Raw genomic sequence first — 20969 nt, forward strand, 5'->3', positions numbered from 1 at the left:
TATAACTTATCTATAAGTAACAAATCTCATGAAGTAACTCTTTCTACATAACGTTAACTTCTTTTCACTTTCATCACTTCTTCGATTTTCAATATCATTTGAATTGGAATAAGCATAAAAAAATCGCAATGATTTCTTCAAAACAATGTATGCCCATTTCGTTCTCGTTATGATTATGTGTATGAAAAAAAGCACCGGAATCCCGCTGCTTCATACACGCTCTAACATACGATTTAATGCAAGAACCGCTTCTTCGGTCACTTGTTTATCTACGCTAATAACGTTAATTTCTTCTCCTCTTTCTATCGTTTCAAGCGCCCATAATAAGTGTGGCAAATCAATTCGGTTCATCGTTAAACACGGACACATAAAGGGGTTAAGTGAAACAATTTCTTTATCTGGATGTTGTTGAATAATGCGGTTCACTAAATTCATTTCTGTACCAATCGCCCATTTACTTCCAGATGGGGCCGATTCAATCATATCAATAATGTATTTCGTTGAACCTGCATAATCCGAAGCAGCTACAACTTCATAGCAACATTCCGGATGCACAATAATATTCATATCCGGATGATTTTTTCGTACATTCTCTATATTTTTCACTGTAAAGTTTTGATGAACTGAACAATGCCCTTTCCATAAAATCACTTGAATTTCTTCTATATCTCCATCGTACTCTAATGAATCAGTATGCGGATCCCATACTGCCATTTTATCTAACGGGATACCTAAATCATACGCTGTATTTCTTCCTAAATGTTGATCTGGTAAAAAGACGAGACGCTCTTTTTGTGTAAACGCCCAAGATACCATTTGTTTTGCATTAGAAGAAGTTACTGTTGCTCCGCCATTACGACCGCAAAACGCTTTAATTGCAGCCGTAGAGTTTACATACGTTAACGGAATCATCGTATCTCCAAATAATTTCGTGAGCTCTTTCCATGCTCTTTCTGTTTGTTCAATATCTGCCATATCTGCCATCGAACAACCTGCACGCATATCTGGTAAGATGACAACTTGTTCATCTGTCGTTAACATATCTGCTGTTTCTGCCATAAAATGTACACCGCAAAATACAATATATTTCGCCTCTTTATTGCTCGCTGCAACTTGCGCAAGCTGAAGTGAATCTCCTGCTGCATCAGAAAATTGTACCACTTCATCTTTTTGGTAATGATGGCCTGGAATAAATAGTGTTTCCCCCATTTTTTCTTTAATTTCACGAACCCGCTTTTCCATATCTTCTGTTGACATCGTGTAATAACGCTCTGGTAACATCGTTTCAATTGGTTGCACTTTTTCTAAAATACTCATATTTCTTTCTCCCCCTCTAAACCACTTTCCTTACGCCTCAATATTGAAACTAATATCAAGTGCTTTCACTGAATGTGTTAATGCTCCAAGTGAAATATAATCTACCCCTGTTTTTCCGTATTTCGATAAATCTTCAATGGTAATACCTCCTGAAGCTTCGGTAACAATGGCACTTGGTACAATCTTTGAAAACTCTCGAATCTCATCTGGCGTACGGTTATCAAACATAATAATATCTGCACCAGCAGCTACAGCCTCCCTCACTTGTTCCTCAGTTTCTGTTTCTACTTCTACTTTCACCATATGTCCTAATTTTTCTTTCACCGATGTAACAGCTTTCGTAATAGAACCAGCAAAAGCAATATGATTGTCTTTGATCATGACACCGTCATATAAGCCGAAACGGTGATTAAATCCGCCTCCGCATACAACTGCATACTTATCAAACATACGTAGCCCTGGCATCGTTTTTCGCGTATCACAAATGCGTGTATGGCTGCTATCTAAAGCAAAAACAGCTTTATGTGTCATTGTCGCTATCCCGCTCATACGCTGGATAACGTTTAATATAACGCGCTCTGCCGTTAATAACGATGCGATTGGTCCTTGGACAGTTGCAATTATTTCGCCTTTTTCTACAAGATCTCCATCTTTTTTATGAAGCTCCACTTTAATTCTCTCATCAATTAATTTAAACCCTTCTTCAATGACTAAACGTCCCGCAAAGACTCCTGTATCCTTTGCAAGAAACGTTCCTTTTGAAAGTAAATTATCTGGAAAAATAAGCTGAGATGTTACATCTCTTTCTCCTATATCTTCTAGAAAAAATCGATTTAATGCTTCTTTAACCTTTATCGTATTCATAAAGCCCCTCTTCCCCTCATTACACAAGTTGTAGTTTTCTTTTCACTCGAACGATTTCTTTTTTTACGCTATTTCTATGTGGGTAATCACTTCGATAATGGCCACCAATGCTTTCTTCTCTTTGCAAAGCTGATACGACGATAAGCTCACAAACTGTTAACATATTCATAAGCGTTATCTCTTCATTTGTAAGAACATCATGTTGTAATATCATATTTCGAACACCGTACTTACTAAGCCATCTCTTTGCATAAGATAAACTCTGCTCTGTTCGCACAATCCCAACATATTTCATCATGCATTCTTGTATTTCTTCTTTCGTCGGCAAATGATTCAGAACGATAAACTTCTTTTCCTTCTCAGCAAAGTTGTTCAATCTGTCTTTTGTCGCTTTCGTTAAAAGATGCTGTCCTATTCTTTTTCCAAACACAAGACCTTCTAATAATGAATTACTCGCTAATCTATTTGCTCCATGAACCCCATTACAAGCTACTTCACCGACTGCATATAAATTTGGAATAGACGTCTCCCCATCAATGTTTGTTTTCACGCCACCCATATGAAAATGAGCACCGGGTACGACTGGAATGCGTTTTTTAGTAATATCAACACCATTCTTTTTACACAATGCTGATACAGTTGGAAAACGTTCTTCGAAATTTTGAATAGACTCGATATTCAAATACACTTTTTCACCCGACAAAAGCTGTTCATGAATCGCCCTTGCCACTACATCACGCGGTGCGAGATCATGATCTGGATGTATATCCATCATAAAACGCTGCCCTTTTCCGTTTATAAGGACAGCTCCTTCACCGCGGACTGCTTCAGAGACGAGACCGCAACATCGCTCGCTCGCGTATAACATCGTTGGATGGAATTGTACAAACTCTAAATCTACGAGCTCCCCACCTGCGCGGTACACCATTGCAAGTCCATCACCCGTAATTGTTTTGTCATTAGAAGTAAAGGCGTATAGACCGCCAATCCCCCCTGAAGCTAACACCGTATAATCTGCATCATAACGCTTCAACTTCCCTTCACTATCTCGCGTTAAAACTCCAGCACATTTTTCGTTTTCTATAATAAAATCAAGCACCATTTCCTGTTCCACTACCGTAACATGCGGAACTACTTCTTGAATGAAATGCTCTAATAAATTCTTTCCTGTCGCATCGCCACCTGCATGTAAAATGCGGCGTTTTCGATGTGCACCTTCTTTTCCAAGGTGAGGACCCGTTTCATCTCCATCAAATTTCATTCCACTTTCAATGAGATGATTCATTTCTTTCGGCCCTTCTTCAACTAAATAACGAACCGCATCTTCATTGTTATAATGACATCCTGCTACTAACGTATCTTCAAAATGATCATTTGGATTGTCATATGTAGCTACGGCTGCGGCAATTCCACCTTGCGCTAAATATGTATTATTATTACGATTTGTTTCCTTTGTGATAATAATCACATTCTTTTCGTGACAAATCTCTTTTGCAACACGAAGTGCCGCAACGCCACTTCCAATAATTAAGACATCTGCACTTGGCATAATTGTTGCCTCCTACTTTACACTTTTCAACTGTCTTGACACCTATATTTACATAGTTTTAAAATAATGACAAGAGTTTTTTTATAATTCTTATTTTCACTACCATTTAAAAAAATAAAAGAAATGTAACTCTTACTAGAGAGAGGAACTTACATGATGATATATCTTGATTATGCAGCTACTACACCTATGAGCGCGGAAGCATTACAAACATATACGAAAGCAGCATCGCAATACTTCGGAAATGAACAAAGTTTACACGATATTGGAGGAACGGCCTCTTCTTTACTACAAGTTTGTAGAAAAACATTTGCCGAAATGATTGGCGGAAAGGAACAAGGGATATTCTTCACGAGCGGTGGATCAGAATCGAACTACCTTGCGATTCAGTCCCTTCTCAATGCCCAAAATAAGAAGCATATTATTACGACACCTATGGAACATGCATCCATTCGAAGTTATTTTCAATCCTTACAATCAAAAGGGTATACAATTACTGAAATTCCTGTTGATAAAAATGGACTCATTCGTTTAATAGATTTAGAAGAAGCTATTACAGAAGATACTGTTCTAGCAAGTATACAGCACGGAAACTCTGAAATCGGAACCGTTCAAAATATCGCAGAGATTGGGGCACTTTTAAAAAAATATAACGTTTTATTTCATTCAGATTGTGTACAAACCTTTGGTAAACTTCCTATCCATGTTTTTGAGATGGGGATTGATAGTCTTTCTGTTTCAGCACATAAGATATACGGACCGAAGGGTGTTGGCGCTTGCTATATCAATCCGCAAGTTCGCTGGACACAAATATTTCCGGGGACTTCTCACGAAAAAGGATTTCGTCCAGGTACAGTGAACGTTCCTGGCATCGCAGCTTTTTTAACAGCTGCTGAGAATATATTAAAAAATCAACAAGAAGAAAGTTTACGTTTTAAAGGGTTACGATCTTACTTTTTAGAGCAAATACGAACACTTCCACTAAAAATTGAAGTAGAAGGTCATTCTACTTCTTGTTTACCACATATTATTGGGGTTACAATAAAAGGAATAGAAGGCCAATATACAATGCTAGAATGTAATCGCCATGGTATTGCCATTTCTACCGGAAGTGCTTGCCAAGTTGGTAAACAAGAACCTTCGAAAACAATGCTTGCAATTGGAAAAACGTATGAAGAGGCAAAACAATATGTCCGCTTCTCTTTCGGACAACAAACAACGAAAGATCAAATTGATACTACTATTCATGCACTACACACAATTGGAAATCAATTTTATAGAGGTGTTAAATCATAATGAAACAAAATGAACAAAAAAAGATTTTAGGTGAAGAAAGACGACAGCTTATCCTTCAGTGGCTTCTCGCTGCAAATGAACCGTTATCGGGGAATGAACTATCGAAAAAGACAAACGTAAGTAGACAAGTTATCGTGCAAGATATTTCCTTGCTTAAAGCACGAAACGAACCGATCATTGCGACTGCTCAAGGCTATTTATATTTAAAACCACAAGAAAAACAGCAAGCTTTCGAACGCGTAATTGTATGCCAACATAAGCCAGCAGAAGTACGTCAAGAACTTACAATGCTTGTTGACCACGGCGTTACAATTAAAGATGTAAAAGTAGAGCATCCTGTATACGGTGACTTAACAGCATCTATCATGGTAAGCAATCGCTTTGATGTAGAGCAATATTTACAAAAAATCGAAAACACAAATGCTTCCTATCTATCGCAATTAACAGACGGTATTCACTTACATACTATTGAGGCAGATTCAAAAGAAAAATTAGATGCTGCTTGCGAGGCTTTAGATAAAGCAGGATTTCTCGTTTATTAATGTAAAGCACAGAGTTTTTATAATTCTCTGTGCTTTTTTAATGCTATAATATTGTAATCAATTGTAAAGGAGATCAAATATGAGAATTGAACTCGTTCACTTTAGCATTGGCAAACCGAAACAAATGAAATATGGCGAAGATAAAGAAATGATAACAGGTATATGTAAAGATTCTACGGAAGAAGCTTTTCTCTCAAAAGATGGCTTCCTTGGTGATGACGTAGCGGATTTAAAACACCATGGGGGACCTGATCGCGCCGTTTGCGTGTATCCACACGAGCATTACGCACTATGGAAAGAAGAATTCCAAACAACACTCCCCGCTTCTGCATTTGGCGAAAACATTACCGTAACAAATATGTTAGAGCGTGATGTTTGCATCGGAGATACATACAAATTAGGTGAAGCAATCATTCAGGTGACACAAGCAAGAGTACCTTGTAGTACGATTTCAAAACGCCTCGGTATTCCTGGCATACTGCCGCGCATTGTAGCAACTGGATTTACTGGCTACCTATGCCGCGTTCTTCAGGAAGGTACTGTACGTAAAGATTCAAAAATCAAATTACTAGAACGTCAACCGGGTAATGTTTCTGTCTTGTTCTCTAACGAAATTTATTTTCATAATAGAAAAGATAGAGATGGCATCGAAAAGATTCTTGCTGTTCCAGAACTAGCTGACGTTTGGCGTGGTCAATTAGAAGAGCGTCTTGCGAAGTTAAAATAAAGAATCCCACCATCTATAGGTGGGATTTTATTAATCTATCACACGGTATAACCTAACTCCCCCTTATAACCAATAAGAAGAATAACTCCCCAGCACCGTCACAGAAAAACCGAGTGCTTCAAGTTCCATCGTTACGCCTGGCAATAATACGTCATCGTATGCTTTGTCGACATCGATTAAGAAAAAGTAATTTCCAAGTCCTGTTTTCATCGGACGCGATTCGATTTTTGATAAGTTTAGTTTTCTCCATGCGAAAGCTGATAACACTTGATATAGTGCTCCTGCATAATCAGCAGGTAACGTTATCATAAGCGTCGTTTTCTCTCCGCGGTTTTCTCCATTATTTGAGAGTATTGCTTTCTTTTTCTTATGGAGCACTAGGAAACGTGTATGATTATTTTTATGTGTATGAATGCTTCGCCTTACAATCGTTAATCCGTATTTCTCTGCAGCTGCTTCATTTGCAATGGCAGCAATTTTTTCTTCAGGATGTTCTTTTACATATTGCGCAGCAGCACTTGTTGATGTCATATCTCGGGCAGTTATTCCTTTTAATTCTTCATTTAAAAACTTATGACATTGTGCAATAGCGTGTGGATGAGAATGCACTGCATATACTTCTTCCCACACTTCTGCATACTGCGGATGTACAAGTAAATGTTGCTGAATGGGCACTGTAATTTCTCCTACAATAGAAAGTGGTTGCTCATGTACAAGATAATCAACCGTTATATTCACTGAACCTTCTATGGCGTTTTCCAATGGTACCACTGCATAATCTACATTTCCATTTGCAGCTGCATCCATACAGTCTGGAATCGTTCGATACGATACATGCTCTGCTTCCGGAAAAAAACGACTCACCGCCATATTTGTAAATGTTGCTTCTGGTCCTAAATATCCTACTCGAATCATCGTCTTTTCCCCTCTTTTTCGTTTTCTTACTGTTATACCATACTTTTTTATATTCTTCTATGTAAATTTCGAATATTAAAAAAAGACTAGCATTTGCTAGTCTAAATGTTTCCTATATTCTCTTTGAGCAAAAAAGAAATAAACGATGCATGCAACAATATAAAATAGAATAAACAAGCCTACTTTTCGTAATGAACCATCCATAAAGATTGTATTATGAAATGTATATAACGCAACCGCACTATGCATACTCCCGACTATAATAGGCGCAAAAAATAGCATACACAATTGCCAGCGAGAAATCTTCCACACTTCTTCTTTCGTCATTCCAAGCTTAGATAGCGCTTCGTACTGCTTTCTATCCGATGAAATATTATGAAACCATTTAAAATATACGATACTACATGAAGTAAGAAAGAATAATATACTAATGAATGAGCCTACAAATAGAGTAATATCGCCGAACTCTTTCATATTCACATATAACTCCATATTACTTCGAAATGCGTTATTATCATCTTGTTTTATATGTTTCCGTAAAGCTTCATTTAATTTTTTCGTATTTTCGATATTTGGTAATGTATATCCTCTATACATCATTTTTTCAGAATCCGGAACCTTATTTGCTATTCTGTCAAAATCTTCATCATTCATGACGAAAAACAGACCGTTAATGTGCGCAAGATGATAGTTAAATTGCACCCCTTCTTTCTGACCGTTAAATACGAATGGATACGTTTGATTCATTACTTGTAATTGAATCTCTTTTTGATTATATATATTCGAACGATTGTATTTATTATAAAAAACAAGTGTAACAGTTCCTTTTTTAGGATGATACGTTTTCTGTTTTTGTTTTCTTGCCTCCTGATTGTATTCACTTTCTTTAATGAGCGGCGCTACTTCTGCTTCTCCCTTGTTGGACTGAAAAGATGCATACACTCCAACAAAACTCATAAATTGAAAATCATCATATCCATATTGATGCAGTAATTGTTCAACCGTACCTTCCTCAAAGACTTCATGGGTAGAAACACCTTTTTCTATGTATGAAAATGAGTGTGCGCCCCCATCTCGCCACATATCTTGCATGCTAGAAAAATATAAGAACACCGTACCTGTTGCTGTAACTACAAATGTCGTTGCCATAGAAAGCATAAAGAAAAAGCGACCATTTTCCTTCATTCGATGTGACAATTGATTCACTATAAATACATACGGATATGTATACATAATCTTTTTATTTCGTTTTATTATTTCTAATATTTGAGCAGTGCCGTGTGTAAAAGAAAAATACGTTCCGAAAGAGACAAGTATAGACACAGGGAAAAAGTAGACCGCTATCGTTAGTATGGTCGCTTGTAACGCTAACGCATATCCTATACCTAAACAAATAAATCCGAATATACAAAGCCACATTGATGCTTTCTTCTCTTTTTTATCTGCTCGAAATTCTTTCAATAACCGAATGATTTTTATATTCCATATACGTAAAGCACTTATAAATGATAAGACAATAAATACGACCATATACGCAATAAATGTTCCCCCAATTGCTCTCAAGTCAAATATGACAGGGAGTTCTTTCGGAAGCCCCAGTAACATACTAAACACCATAAAGAAGAGCTTTAAAAAAATCATGCCAAGCCCAATACCAAAAATATTAGCAAATACCCCGATCAACATTTGCTCGGTCATAATTACACCAATTACGTTAGATTTCGTTGCTCCCATTAACATATATAATCCTAATTCTTTCTTACGTGCCTCTATGAAAATAGAAGTGGAGTACAAAATAAATATGACGAAAAAAGAAATGATAATAACATTACATATAACAAGTCCCCAGCGTACGTTTTGATACCACAGTGTCTCTTGCATATACGGATGTACAATAACAGACATGTATGCAAAAGACGCAAATATTGCAAAGCAACTACTTAAGAAAAACACTTTATAATTACGCCAATTTCCTTTTATATTTTGCAGCGCTAGTTGCCGAATGTTCATCTATCGTCCTCCTGTAACTTACTACATAGGCAAAAAGCTAGAGGTTCCCCTAGCTTTTTACGTGTTTTAAATATCCTCTTTGCGCGATCATAAAGTAAATCGCAGAAGCTAAAATGTATGCTCCAATTACAAGCGCACCTGATTTCCATAAATCGAGATAAAGCATTTTTCCTAACGTATGAAGAGCAAATCCACTATGAATGGCACCAATTACAATTGGGATAAAGAAGATAACGCCCATTTGTCGAATTGCAATTTTACGAATTTCTTTATCTGTCATACCGATTCTCTTTAACGATTTAAATTGAATACGATCTTGTTCTTTATCGTTAAACCATTTAAAGTATGTCATACTACAAGCGAAGAAGAAGAATAGTACAGCTACGAAGAAACCGATGAACATTGTAATTGCACCACCTTCTCTTATAGCCTTATACGCAAACACTGAATTTCTCAATTCCCCTTGCTTTTCTGGTGCAATTTCCTTTTTCAAATCTAGCACAAGATCTTCGGTACTTTTCCAATCTTCAATATAATAACCATAATATTTCGTCTTTTCTTCATCTGGTACAAGCTTTGCATATTTCTCAAAGTCTTGATCATTCACAATAAGATATTCGCTATCGTTAAAAACAGAATATGACGTTGGCTCGTTTAATTGAACAGACTGCTTTTGTCCGTTAATCTTAAATTCATACGGTTTCGTACGATCTATTTTCATAAGTTCATTTGCTGCATCAACCATAACCATCGTCGCGCTACCTGGTGCATTATGAACCTCTGTAATTTGCTCTTTCTTTTGTTTACGCACTTCCGCGTTATATTCTTTTTCTGAAATAATCGCCATTGGTACTTCACGTTCACTGTTAAACAACATTATTTTCTGTGTTGCAGGTAGTTTTACATAGGTTACTTTTCGTGCATCTTCAAACCCATTTCTTTTTACAATCTCTTGTACTTTTTCTTCATTAATAAGGCTATGCGTATTTAATCCCTTTTCCTCATATGAAATAGCATGTGGCGTAAGCTCTATCGTTTTCGCACTCATATTTTCAAAATATACGTACAGTGTACCTACTGCTGAAGATACTACCGCCGTAATGATAGAAATTACAAATAAAAAACGAGCATTATCCTTCATTTTATAAATAAGATTGCTAAGTACGAACATATTTGGGTATGTATAAAAAGATTGTTTTCGTTTTTGCAATGCTTTTAATACAACTGTACTTCCTTGTGTAAATAGTAAATACGTTCCGCCAATGGTCAATCCTACAATTGGTAAGAAATATATAATAAAATTCATAATGGTTACTTGGAAACAAAGAACATATGCAGCAATAATACATCCTATACCAACTATGCATAACCATGTAAATGCAAAAGGCTCTACTTTTTGTTTTCTTGCTTCTCTTAATAAATCAATAATTTGCAAGCGCCCTACTGTCCAAACACTAAACAATGATAGGATTAAAAAGAGAATAAAGTACACACCAGCTGTAATAAGAACTGCTTTACTATTCCATACGAGCGGTAGTGTTTTATCAATTTTTAGTAATACACTCAGTGCTTGGAAAAATAGTTTTGAGCAAAGCATTCCGACCCCAATACCAACTACAATTGCAATACTACCTAACATCAGTTGCTCTAATATAATCATTCGGCCGAGCTGCGATTTCGTTCCGCCTATTAATGTTAGTAGACCAAACTCTTTTTTTCTTGCTCGTAAAAACGTTGAATTTGCATATAAAATAAAGAGTGCCGAGAAGATGACGACAATATAATTCATCGATTCTAACCCTTTTGAAATCATCTCCCTCATACTAATATTACCGCCTACAACATCTGGATGATAAATGAAGGAAGCATACATGAAAAATACGACTATCGATAAACAACTACTTATAAGAAACGCTTTATAATTACGCCAATTTCCTTTTACATTATTAAGCGCGAGCTGGCGAAAGTTCATGATATTCCCCTCCTAGCATCGCAAGTACGTCCAGAATTTCTTGGAAAAAGGCTTGTTTCGTTCTTCCCTTATGTATTTCTGAGAAAATCTCTCCATCACGTATGAAAAGAATACGTTCGCAATAACTCGCCGCTACTGGATCATGCGTTACCATTGCAATTGTTACTTTCTTTTGTTCATGCAAATCTTGCAACGCGCTCATTAATGATTTTGCCGACTTAGAATCTAAGTTTCCAGTTGGCTCATCTGCTAAAATTAGCGTCGGTTCATGAATAATCGCTCTCGCAGCTGCTGCACGTTGTTGTTGGCCACCGGATACTTCATATACCTTTTTATTTAAAATGCCCTCGATATTTAAAAACTTTGCAATCTCAAGCACTTTTGCATCGATTTCATTTACAGATTTCTTCGCCATTACAAGTGGTAAAATGATATTTTCTTTAATCGATAACGTATCAAGTAAGTTAAAATCTTGGAAAATGAATCCTAAATGTGTACGGCGAAACTCCGCTAATTTTGCAGCACGCATTTGATTAATTTCTTCCCCATTTACAAGCACATGACCTGAAGTTTGCTTATCAATTGTTGCTAATAAATTTAAAAGCGTTGTTTTTCCGCTCCCTGAAGGACCCATAATCCCTACAAATTCGCCTTCTTCTATTTTAAAATTTATATCATTTAAAGCAGTCGTTGCTACTGAACCTTTTGATTGGTACACCTTCGTTAATCCTTTTACTTCAAGAACACTCATTTCTAATCCCCCTATGTGTTTTCTTCTTACATTTACTATAAGAAAAATAAGAAAAAGAAACGAGTGATTTCCCTTACAAAACGTTTTGTTATCTTACAGTTTTGTCATTTTTCTCATTAATGTATGATATTCTTCATCTTTTGCAAATTGGAACGTGAATGTTGTCCCTTCCCCTTCAGCCGATTGCACATACATACCGTGATGTAAATTATCACAAATTTCCTTCGTAATATATAAACCCATTCCAGTCGCTTCTCTCGTTTTCCGGCCATTTACCCCTGTAAAGAATGGATCAAATATACGCTTTACATCTTGCTCTGGAATACCGATTCCATTGTCCTTAATATGTAATAACACCTTTTGATCTTTCTCTTCAATTTGAAATTGAATTTCCTTTTTCTCTGCTTCCGAAATTTTTGTATACTTAATTGCATTTACAACAATTTGTCCTATAGCAATACTGAGCCATTTTCTATCAGAGGCAACCATACAAGTATCTTCCTCAAACATCACTTTCGGAAATACAGACGATTGAATGAAAGACTTTCTATTTTCATTAATAATACCTCTAATAATATCTATCACATTTACTACTTCTACTTTATAATCTTTCGCAAACTGTTCTAACCTTGCCATATGTAACGCTAAATCTAAACCATTTAGTATGCGATTATTTTCTTCACGAATACTTTCAACTGTTGCCCTTGCTTCACGATGCTCTTTACCAAACTTCTGTAATAGTAACTCAATAACAGATACCGGTGTTTTCATTTGATGAATCCATTGGTTCATAAATATCATTTGCTGTTGTTCTTTTGCATGTTGTTTATGAACTTCATTCATATATTGCTGTCTTAATAGCGTAAACGATTCAACGACCATCTCTTGCTCTGCCGTATAAGAAGTATCAATAAGTAAGGAATCATGTAATGTATTTCCGCCAGTAACATACTTTTCAATCCTCTTTAAAAACACACTCCGTTTTCGGTAATCGTAAATGAGATATACAGTAAAAACAACTGTCCCTAATAAAAGTCCGTATAACCACGTATTCCAATCAATAGATCGCTTTTCTAAAAGACTTTGCAACTGCAAAACGAGCCCAAATAAACAGAGGCTAACAATGTAAGAAAGAATTAAAGAAAAGCGGTCCATGAGGTAATCTTTAACCTTCATGGCCTTCTCCCCACTCTGTAAGAAGCGCATAACCGTATCCACGTTTCGTTACAATTGCATTTTTAATGCCTAGCTCCTCTAGTTTCTTTCTTACACGTTTTACATTTACGGTTAATGTATTATCATCAACAAAAGCTACCTCATCCCAGAGGGCTTCTAACAATTCTTCGCGCGTTACATATTGATCTGCTTGTTTCATTAAACACTCTAATAAGTAAAATTCATTTTTTGTCAGTTCTGTTTGTTGCCCTTGCCACTCAACAACGTGCTGAGATGGGAATAACAACAGTCCATTTACACCTAAACAATCGCTTTCTGCCGCAGAAGCATACTCACCATACCCACGACGAAGTGCACTTTTTACCTTAGCCATTACAATGTCTAAATGGAATGGCTTCGTAATGTAATCATCTCCGCCATTTTCAATTGCCATTACTTGATCCATTTCCCCCGTTCTTGCAGAAACAAAAATAATTGGTGCATTCGATACAGTGCGGATTTGACGACACCAATAGAAACCATCAAAATACGGTAAATTAATATCAAGTAACACGAGATGTGGATTTACTTTTACAAACTCATCTTTTATATGTCGTAAATCACTTGCTCTAAATGACTGATAGCCATACCTTTCTAAATGTTCCTCTAATATCCCCGCGATTTTCTCATCATCTTCTACAATTAATATTTTATACATTTTCACTTTCTCCCCATAAAATGTTCTTATAAAACTACTTCTTTTTCTATTATAAATTGAAAATTTAATTAGTGGGGATTTTTTCCTGTATAAATCAGACTTTTACGATATAAAAAAAGACTGCCGTATTTCGGCAGTCTTAGTCGATAAATTCAAATTCATATTCAAGAATTTTTACAATATCTCCGTCTTTTGCACCACGTGCACGAAGCGCTTCATCAATACCCATTCCGCGCATTTGACGAGCGAAACGACGTACAGATTCATCACGTGAGAAGTCTGTCATCTTGAATGTTTTCTCGATATCGTAACCAGAGATAACAAACGTGCCATCACTTTCACGTGTAATTTCAAATTTAACACCTTCAGTATCAAATTTGTACATTACACTTGTATCAGACTCATCCGCAACTTCATGTATTGGGAATTCTGGTGTTGTTTCTATTAAGTTCGCTACTTCAAACAGTAAGTCACGAACACCTTGTCTTGTTACAGCTGAGATTGGGAAGATTTTTACTTCGTCTCCCACTTTCTCTTTAAATGCTTGTAAGTTTTCTTCTGCATCTGGCATATCCATTTTGTTTGCAACAACAACTTGTGGACGCTCCGTTAAGCGAAGATTGTATTCTTTTAATTCATTATTAATCGTTACGTAATCTTCATATGGATCACGGCCTTCTAAACCAGACATATCAATTACATGCACGATTACACGTGTACGCTCAATATGACGCAGGAATTGATGACCAAGTCCAACGCCGGCATGTGCGCCTTCAATTAGTCCAGGAAGGTCAGCCATAACGAAGCTGCGGTTATCACCAGTTTCAACAACACCAAGATTTGGAACGATTGTTGTGAAGTGATACTCTGCAATTTTCGGACGTGCTGATGATACGACAGATAATAATGTAGATTTACCTACACTTGGGAATCCAACAAGTCCAACGTCTGCTAGTACTTTAAGTTCTAGAATGACATCACGTTCTTGACCTGGTTCCCCATTCTCAGCGATTTCTGGCGCTGGGTTCGTAGCTGTTGCGAAACGTGAGTTACCACGGCCGCCGCGGCCACCTTTTGCAATTACAGCTGTTTGTCCATGTGTTACTAAATCCGCAAGAATTTGACCAGTTTTTTCATCTTTTACTACTGTTCCTGGCGGAACTTTAACGATTAAATCTTCAGATTTACGGCCGTGCTGACCTTTACTCATTCCGTGCTGACCGCGATCAGCTTTGAAATGACGTTGGTAGCGGAAGTCCATTAATGTACGTAAGCCTTCTTCAACAACGAAAACAACATCTGCACCTTTACCACCGTCGCCACCTGCTGGACCACCTTTTGGAACATACTTCTCACGACGATACGCAACCATTCCGTTACCACCGTCGCCGCCTTTTACATATATCTTGACCTGATCTACAAACATTATTTCACCACACTTTTTTCAATTGGTTGTAATATAACTGAGACTTCTTCGTCTCTTACTGTATAAGAAATGGAATACCATTTATTGTTTTGGTTCGCAAGCCAATTCTGTAGTTCTTCTACACTCGTTAGCTTACCACGAAAATCAAAAAAGAAACGAGCATTCTCCGCGTCACATTCAATTGTGATACAAACATAATTTTCAACATATACGTCTAAACTATGCTGAAGCATTGAGAAAAATTGATTCGTCCATGTACATACAGTCTCATCTAAGTGAGATAAGTTATGTAAATTCCCTAATACTTCGTACTCCAATAAGCACGGCTGCTGTTTCCAATTATATGTTAAAATCCACTCTGAAAATAAAGGCATTGATAGCCCCATCAGATTGGATTCTTGTCTCGCTTCTTGGACAAAACGATCGATGAGACTATGAATTTCTTCCACTTTTCCAAGGGAAAGGTTTCCTTTCACCATCTGCATACGATTGAGCCAATCATGTCTTGAATGGCGCAATGCATCTATAATTGTCCATTTTTTATTCATTTAGATACTCCTTAATATAGAAAAACTCTAACCTGCACTCAGGTTAGAGTTTTCCGTGAGTTCTTATGCTTCTTGAGCAACAGGATATACGCTCACTTGTTTGCGGTCACGGCCAAGACGCTCGAAGCGTACTACGCCGTCAACTTTCGCGTATAAAGTGTCATCGCCACCACGACCAACGTTAACACCTGGATAAATTTTTGTACCGCGTTGACGGTAAAGAATTGAACCACCTGTAACCGTTTGACCATCTGCGCGTTTAGCACCAAGACGTTTTGACTGAGAGTCACGACCGTTCTTTGTACTACCTACACCTTTCTTAGATGCGAAAAACTGAAGATCTAATCTTAACATACGTTACACCTCCTGCACTTTTTCTATTAAACGGATATACTTTCCGTAATCAAGTTCGATCGTCTTAAGCGAAACAACCAATCCTTCTAAAAGTATCTGTGCTTTTTCTGCTGTATGAACGTCTAAATCATTAGGCAATTCATACGTTAAGAATCCACCATCACTTCCGAGTTCAATAGTTGCCTGCACATTACAAAGTTCTTCCACAGCATTTATGGAACCAAACACAACCGCTGTAGTTCCAGCACAGACAAGATCTTGTCCATGTGGCGCATAATCGGCATGTCCAGTCATTTTAAATGATTGGATACTTCCTAATTTCGTGCGACTTATCGTAATTTTAATCATGTTAACCAGAATTAAGCGTTGATAGCTTCAACAACTAGCTTAGTGTAAGGTTGACGATGACCTTGTTTCTTACGATTGTTCTTTTTCGCTTTGTATTTGAAAACGATGATTTTCTTAGCGCGACCGTGTTTTTCAACTTTCGCAGTAACTGTTGCACCTTCTACAACTGGGCTACCAACTTTCACGTTTTCGCCACCAACGAAAAGAACTTTGTCAAAAGTAACAGTTTCACCAGCTTCAACATCTAATTTTTCAATGTAGATTTCTTGACCAGCTTCAACTTTGATTTGTTTTCCACCTGTTTCGATAATTGCGTACATACTTGCACCTCCTCTTAATTACTAAGACTCGCCAAAAACGAGGTAGACATAAATGCCTTTAAGGAACCTGTCTTGTGCGGTTGTAGCATATAGCCGTTTAGGTGCTATAAACTATAACATAAAGATGTTATCATGAATCATAGACTATTGTCAATGAAAGTTCTAATAACTATTTTTTCCGTTCTATAATTTCTTTTTTACTTCCAAAACGGATAATAGCGTACTTTTCGATCATATCATCTTTGAAATAAATTTCAAATGGAATATTTTTTTGTAATTCTTTTTGCAAAAATTGTTTTTGTAATTCTTTAGGTGCAGAGATTAATACTGCCTCATCTTCTATATTGCCATATGTAATTAGCTCTCTCTCTAGCTCATACGCAATCGTTTCATATGACATGACATAACCCGTCGCTTTGCACGGTGCACACTCTTCAAGTAATACGTCGCGTAAAGAATGTTTTTTACGTTTACGTGTCATCTCTAAAATCCCTAACTCTGTGAACCCGAGCACTCTTGTATATGTGCGATCATGTTGCATAGCAGCGATGAGACATTCTCTTATCTTTTCTTTATCTTCTCTTCTTTTCATATTAATAAAGTCAATTAATATCATACCACCAATATCACGGAGTCTTAATTGACGCGCTATCTCTTCAGCTGCTACTTCATTTGTACGAAGGACTGTATCTTGTAAATTCTGTTTTCCAGTAAACTTACCCGTATTCACATCAATTACAGTCATCGTCTCCATTTGTTCCACAATTAAATAAGCACCATTTGGGAGCCACACAATTTTTTGAAGTGCTTTCTCAATCTCACGCTCTATGCCAAAATGGTTAAATATTGAAGACTTTTCATTATAAAAAGATATTTTTTCTTTGCCGACTTTTTCTTCTAATTCTTTTACTATACTTCTTGTATCTACAACTACTTTTTCAATCGTTTCAATTGGATTCTCTTGAAATACACGATCTAAAAAGGTTGCTGGCCGATGGACTAGTAACGGTGCCTTTCCTTGGCCCTCTTTTCTTTTTAACTCTTCATATAACTGCTGTAACCTTTGCATTTCAGCTTGTATTTCTTCAATTTCTCCTTTTTCAGAAGCTGAGCGGAAAATATAACCTCCTTTCCCTTCTACTTCAATTTGGAGTAATTGTTGCCTTCTTTTATTGTTTTTTATTTTCCGAGAAACCGCACGCATTTCATCATATGGCATATAAACGACATATTTCCCGGTAAATTCTATATTTGCTGTCAATTTTGGTCCTTTCGTATCAATTGCCTCTTTTACAACTTGTACGAGTACCGCTTTTCCTTCATGTATATGATAAGAAGATGGTACATCATCGTACGAAAGATAAGCATGTTTTTCTAAACCTATATTTACAAAAGCCGCATTCATTCCAGCAATCGTTCTTACGATACGTCCAACATAAATATGCCCAACAATCTCTTGTTCTTCATTTCGTTTCCATAAAAACTCAACAATTTTCTTCTTCTCTTCAATTGCAACGCGTTTTTCCGATCCAGCGTAGTTCATATATAACGTTTTCAAAATACTTTCCTCACTTTATAATCTTCTTTGCTTTTACAATAATAAAAGGTTAGTGCTAACGTCAACACTAACCGATTAATTCTTCAACAGATGAAGTTGTTCGTTTTTCAGTAAAATACGCATAAAGCAATTCATTTTCATCCAATGTGTAATGTTCTTTATATTTTCCGCGGACGATAATAGAATGCTTATATCCTCTACGAAATTTTGTGAATATCTTATATAAATGATCTTCTGATTGCACCTCAATCGGTGCAATCTTTTCAATTCCTCTTTTGTTCCCATAATAACGTTCTAATAAAAAACGCATAAAGGCATACCGTCTTTGCTTCCATTCTTGATATAACGACACCGCTAAAAATATGAGTAGTACCCACATCATAATATTATTACTATTCCAAAGTAACTGCCACCCTAGTATGACACTAAAAAAAACACATGATAATTTCATCATCTTTTCATGTGCTTGTAAATAAGGAAAACGATATGATAGTACGTTAAACAATACTTTTCCACCATCAAGAGGCCAAATAGGTAGTAAATTAAACGCTAAAATAATTATATTATTCCACATAAAGAAATAATATAATTCCGCATGAAGCCAACCAGCTTCAAACAACATATAGCCTACCGCCATCATCCAAATATGTTGAATAGGTCCTGCAATTACAACAACTAGTTCCTCTTTCAATGATTTATTCCCATGTTCCTCAAGCTCAGCCACACCACCAAACGGCAAAAGTTGAATCTTCTTAATACGCCAATTATAGTGTGCCGCTGCAAAAGCATGCCCAAGTTCATGGATGAGAACGATACAAAATAACAGTAGTAACTCTTTAAAACGTGCCGTGAAAATACCAATGACAATAATAACCCAAAACAACGGATGTACTGAAATCTTTGTTAAAACATCTCTATATTTAATCAAATGAAATCACCTGAATCGGATCAATAAATTTTTCGTCCTTTTTTATTGCGAAATAAAACTTACCATTTTTATTATTCGCATCATTATTCACTGTTCCAATTTTTTGTTTCTTTGAAACATAATCATATAATTTCACTGACATATCATTTAAATTTGCATACCATGACTCCGTACCATCTGCATGCTGAATTTGAACTGTATTACCAAGTTCCTCTTTCTTGCCCGCAAAAACTACTAGCCCTTCATTCACTGACTCAACAGTTGCATTTGTAGCTGTTTGTACAAATACACCTTGGCCATTTTTTTGAAACCCTTGCATCACCTTTCCGGAAGCAGGAATGGCATAATCTTTTTGCTGAATCATTTCTTCTTTTTTCTCATTAGGCGAATAGAACACGAGCGGTTTTCCAAACTGTTTTTCGTACCATTTCGCTACAGTAGCAAACTGAAATTCTTCTTTCATCACTTTTTCTGTAACAGCTTTAGCACCGTCGAAAGAAGCTGGTGCATTCTTATATAAAATAGCGACAGAAAGAACTAATATTGCTGATAACAATACTTTGAAGAAAAACACTTCTTTTCGAAATAAAGGATGAATTTCCTTTTCTCCATCTTCAATAAATACTGTTTCACTATCAAAATTCCCTCCAGTAAAATACTGCTCTTCCTCCATCCTTTCTTGCTCTGCCTTCCTCTTCGCAATCCGTTTTTTAATTTCTTCTACACGTCTATTCTTCATACTGTCTCCTTTCTTTCGTTAAGCTAATGTACATAGAAACAGTTGTATACAGTTTGTACATATGTATGAGCTAGGTATGGAAGATATTCGTGTGAAGAAAAAAGAAAGCACTCCGCAAATATGCGAAGTGCTTTTAACGGATTCCAAAGAAGTTTTTCATCTTTGTAAATACCGATACCTTTTCTTGTTCAAATGCTTGTAATGGGACATTCTCACCCAACAAACGTCTTGCAATATTACGATAAGCTAACGCTGCTTTTCCGCTCGGTTGCAACGCTACAGGTTCACCTGTATTTGTAGCACGAATAACTTCATCATCATCTTCGACAACACCAAGAAGCTCGATTGACAATGTACGTACGATTTCATCAACATCTAACATATCCTGTTCATGAAGCATATGACTACGCACACGATTAATAACAAGTTTCGGTGGTTCAATATCCTCTTTTTCTAAAAGCCCGATAATACGATCCGCATCGCGCATTGAGGATACTTCTGGCGTCGTAACAACAATTGCTTTATCCGCACCAGCTACCGCGTTTTTAAATCCCTGCTCAATCCCCGCAGGACAATCAATTAATATGTAATCATAATCTTGACGTAATACTTGTATTAATTCATCCATTTGTTCAGGTGTTACCGCTGATTTATCACTCGTTTGTGCTGCAGGTAATAAATAAAGATCATCAAAACGTTTATCTTTAATAAGAGCCTGAGGTAAACGGCAACGCCCTTCAACGACATCAACAAGATCAAATACAATACGATTTTCCAGCCCCATTACTACGTCTAAGTTTCGAAGACCGATATCTGTGTCAATTAAGCACACTTTCTTTCCAGATAACGCTAGGGCTGTCCCAATGTTCGCAGACGTTGTAGTTTTACCTACACCGCCTTTTCCAGATGTAATTACTATTGCCTCTCCCACA

General features: G+C 36.6%; 21 protein-coding genes and 1 other annotated feature. Of the genes, 3 read left to right on the forward strand and 18 right to left on the reverse strand.

Annotated elements, in window-relative coordinates; translation table 11 throughout:
* Positions 1–210: 210 nt before the first annotated feature.
* Genes nadA through nadB form a run of 3 tightly spaced genes read right to left on the reverse strand, consistent with a single transcriptional unit; the run spans position 211 to position 3730 of the window.
* Positions 211–1317: a quinolinate synthase NadA gene (gene nadA / locus EGX95_RS20905; RefSeq protein ID WP_000025295.1), complete on the reverse strand. Its 1107-nt coding sequence runs from the start codon at positions 1315–1317 to the stop codon at positions 211–213.
* Between the two features lie 30 nt (positions 1318–1347).
* A complete protein-coding gene (gene nadC / locus EGX95_RS20910; RefSeq protein ID WP_001092218.1) occupies positions 1348–2181 on the reverse strand; it encodes a carboxylating nicotinate-nucleotide diphosphorylase in 834 nt (277 codons plus the stop codon).
* Positions 2182–2200: 19 nt separating this feature from the next.
* Positions 2201–3730, reverse strand: a complete 1530-nt coding sequence (nadB, locus tag EGX95_RS20915) for an L-aspartate oxidase (protein WP_001138550.1) — start codon at positions 3728–3730, stop codon at positions 2201–2203.
* A gap of 153 nt (positions 3731–3883) precedes the next feature.
* Between nadB and EGX95_RS20920 the strand changes: the two genes are divergently transcribed.
* The 3 genes from EGX95_RS20920 (at position 3884) to EGX95_RS20930 (ending at position 6295) form a co-directional block, all read left to right on the forward strand.
* Entirely contained in the window at positions 3884–5026 is a 1143-nt protein-coding gene (locus EGX95_RS20920) for an IscS subfamily cysteine desulfurase (protein ID WP_000973746.1), read from the forward strand.
* The gene (locus tag EGX95_RS20925; RefSeq protein ID WP_000812272.1) at positions 5026–5568 is read left to right on the forward strand and encodes a transcription repressor NadR; all 543 of its coding nucleotides are present in this window, start codon (positions 5026–5028) and stop codon (positions 5566–5568) included. Before EGX95_RS20920 ends, EGX95_RS20925 begins: the two co-directional genes overlap by 1 nt.
* Before the next feature lie 79 nt (positions 5569–5647).
* Positions 5648–6295, forward strand: a complete 648-nt coding sequence (locus EGX95_RS20930) for an MOSC domain-containing protein (protein WP_001217663.1) — start codon at positions 5648–5650, stop codon at positions 6293–6295.
* 63 nt (positions 6296–6358) lie between these two features.
* Here the strand turns inward: EGX95_RS20930 and pheA are convergent, their stop codons facing one another.
* From pheA to minD, 15 genes are all read right to left on the reverse strand, one after another.
* Positions 6359–7210, reverse strand: a complete 852-nt coding sequence (gene pheA, locus EGX95_RS20935) for a prephenate dehydratase (RefSeq protein ID WP_000621734.1) — start codon at positions 7208–7210, stop codon at positions 6359–6361.
* A 96-nt stretch (positions 7211–7306) separates the two neighbouring features.
* Positions 7307–9220 (reverse strand): ABC transporter permease, encoded by a 1914-nt coding sequence (locus tag EGX95_RS20940; protein WP_001026323.1) that lies wholly within the window; start codon positions 9218–9220, stop codon positions 7307–7309.
* A gap of 49 nt (positions 9221–9269) precedes the next feature.
* Positions 9270–11192 (reverse strand): ABC transporter permease, encoded by a 1923-nt coding sequence (locus EGX95_RS20945; RefSeq protein ID WP_001011383.1) that lies wholly within the window; start codon positions 11190–11192, stop codon positions 9270–9272.
* Entirely contained in the window at positions 11167–11943 is a 777-nt protein-coding gene (locus EGX95_RS20950; RefSeq protein WP_000114533.1) for an ABC transporter ATP-binding protein, read from the reverse strand. Before EGX95_RS20950 ends, EGX95_RS20945 begins: the two co-directional genes overlap by 26 nt.
* Before the next feature lie 93 nt (positions 11944–12036).
* The gene (locus tag EGX95_RS20955) at positions 12037–13119 is read right to left on the reverse strand and encodes a HAMP domain-containing histidine kinase (protein WP_000864967.1); all 1083 of its coding nucleotides are present in this window, start codon (positions 13117–13119) and stop codon (positions 12037–12039) included.
* The gene (locus tag EGX95_RS20960; RefSeq protein ID WP_000276715.1) at positions 13109–13816 is read right to left on the reverse strand and encodes a response regulator transcription factor; all 708 of its coding nucleotides are present in this window, start codon (positions 13814–13816) and stop codon (positions 13109–13111) included. Before EGX95_RS20960 ends, EGX95_RS20955 begins: the two co-directional genes overlap by 11 nt.
* Before the next feature lie 139 nt (positions 13817–13955).
* On the reverse strand, positions 13956–15242 hold the full coding sequence (gene obgE, locus EGX95_RS20965; RefSeq protein ID WP_000497126.1) for a GTPase ObgE: 1287 nt from the start codon (positions 15240–15242) through the stop codon (positions 13956–13958).
* Complete coding sequence (locus EGX95_RS20970; RefSeq protein ID WP_001037006.1) at positions 15242–15790, reverse strand: sporulation initiation phosphotransferase B; 549 nt, start codon at positions 15788–15790, stop codon at positions 15242–15244. Before EGX95_RS20970 ends, obgE begins: the two co-directional genes overlap by 1 nt.
* 63 nt (positions 15791–15853) lie before the next feature.
* The gene (rpmA, locus tag EGX95_RS30515; protein WP_000944958.1) at positions 15854–16144 is read right to left on the reverse strand and encodes a 50S ribosomal protein L27; all 291 of its coding nucleotides are present in this window, start codon (positions 16142–16144) and stop codon (positions 15854–15856) included.
* Positions 16145–16147: 3 nt separating this feature from the next.
* Positions 16148–16492 carry a ribosomal-processing cysteine protease Prp gene (locus EGX95_RS30520; RefSeq protein ID WP_001993153.1) on the reverse strand — a complete coding sequence of 115 codons (345 nt, stop codon included), beginning with the start codon at positions 16490–16492 and terminating at the stop codon, positions 16148–16150.
* 11 nt (positions 16493–16503) lie between these two features.
* Positions 16504–16812 (reverse strand): 50S ribosomal protein L21, encoded by a 309-nt coding sequence (rplU, locus tag EGX95_RS20980; RefSeq protein WP_000270908.1) that lies wholly within the window; start codon positions 16810–16812, stop codon positions 16504–16506.
* Positions 16813–16826: 14 nt separating this feature from the next.
* Positions 16827–16904 (reverse strand) — a sequence feature (ribosomal protein L21 leader region).
* Between the two features lie 77 nt (positions 16905–16981).
* The gene (locus EGX95_RS20985) at positions 16982–18370 is read right to left on the reverse strand and encodes an Rne/Rng family ribonuclease (RefSeq protein WP_000855434.1); all 1389 of its coding nucleotides are present in this window, start codon (positions 18368–18370) and stop codon (positions 16982–16984) included.
* Positions 18371–18437: 67 nt separating this feature from the next.
* Positions 18438–19298 carry a stage IV sporulation intramembrane metalloprotease SpoIVFB gene (spoIVFB, locus tag EGX95_RS20990; RefSeq protein ID WP_000599049.1) on the reverse strand — a complete coding sequence of 287 codons (861 nt, stop codon included), beginning with the start codon at positions 19296–19298 and terminating at the stop codon, positions 18438–18440.
* Entirely contained in the window at positions 19291–20037 is a 747-nt protein-coding gene (gene spoIVFA, locus EGX95_RS20995; protein WP_000797474.1) for a stage IV sporulation protein SpoIVFA, read from the reverse strand. The genes spoIVFB and spoIVFA overlap by 8 nt, the downstream gene beginning before the upstream one ends.
* A 133-nt stretch (positions 20038–20170) precedes the next feature.
* A complete protein-coding gene (gene minD, locus EGX95_RS21000; RefSeq protein WP_000503310.1) occupies positions 20171–20968 on the reverse strand; it encodes a septum site-determining protein MinD in 798 nt (265 codons plus the stop codon).
* Position 20969: the final 1 nt, after the last annotated feature.

Source organism: Bacillus sp. FDAARGOS_527 (assembly GCF_003812125.1).
In the GTDB taxonomy this organism is placed as follows: Bacteria; Bacillota; Bacilli; order Bacillales; family Bacillaceae_G; genus Bacillus_A; species Bacillus_A paranthracis.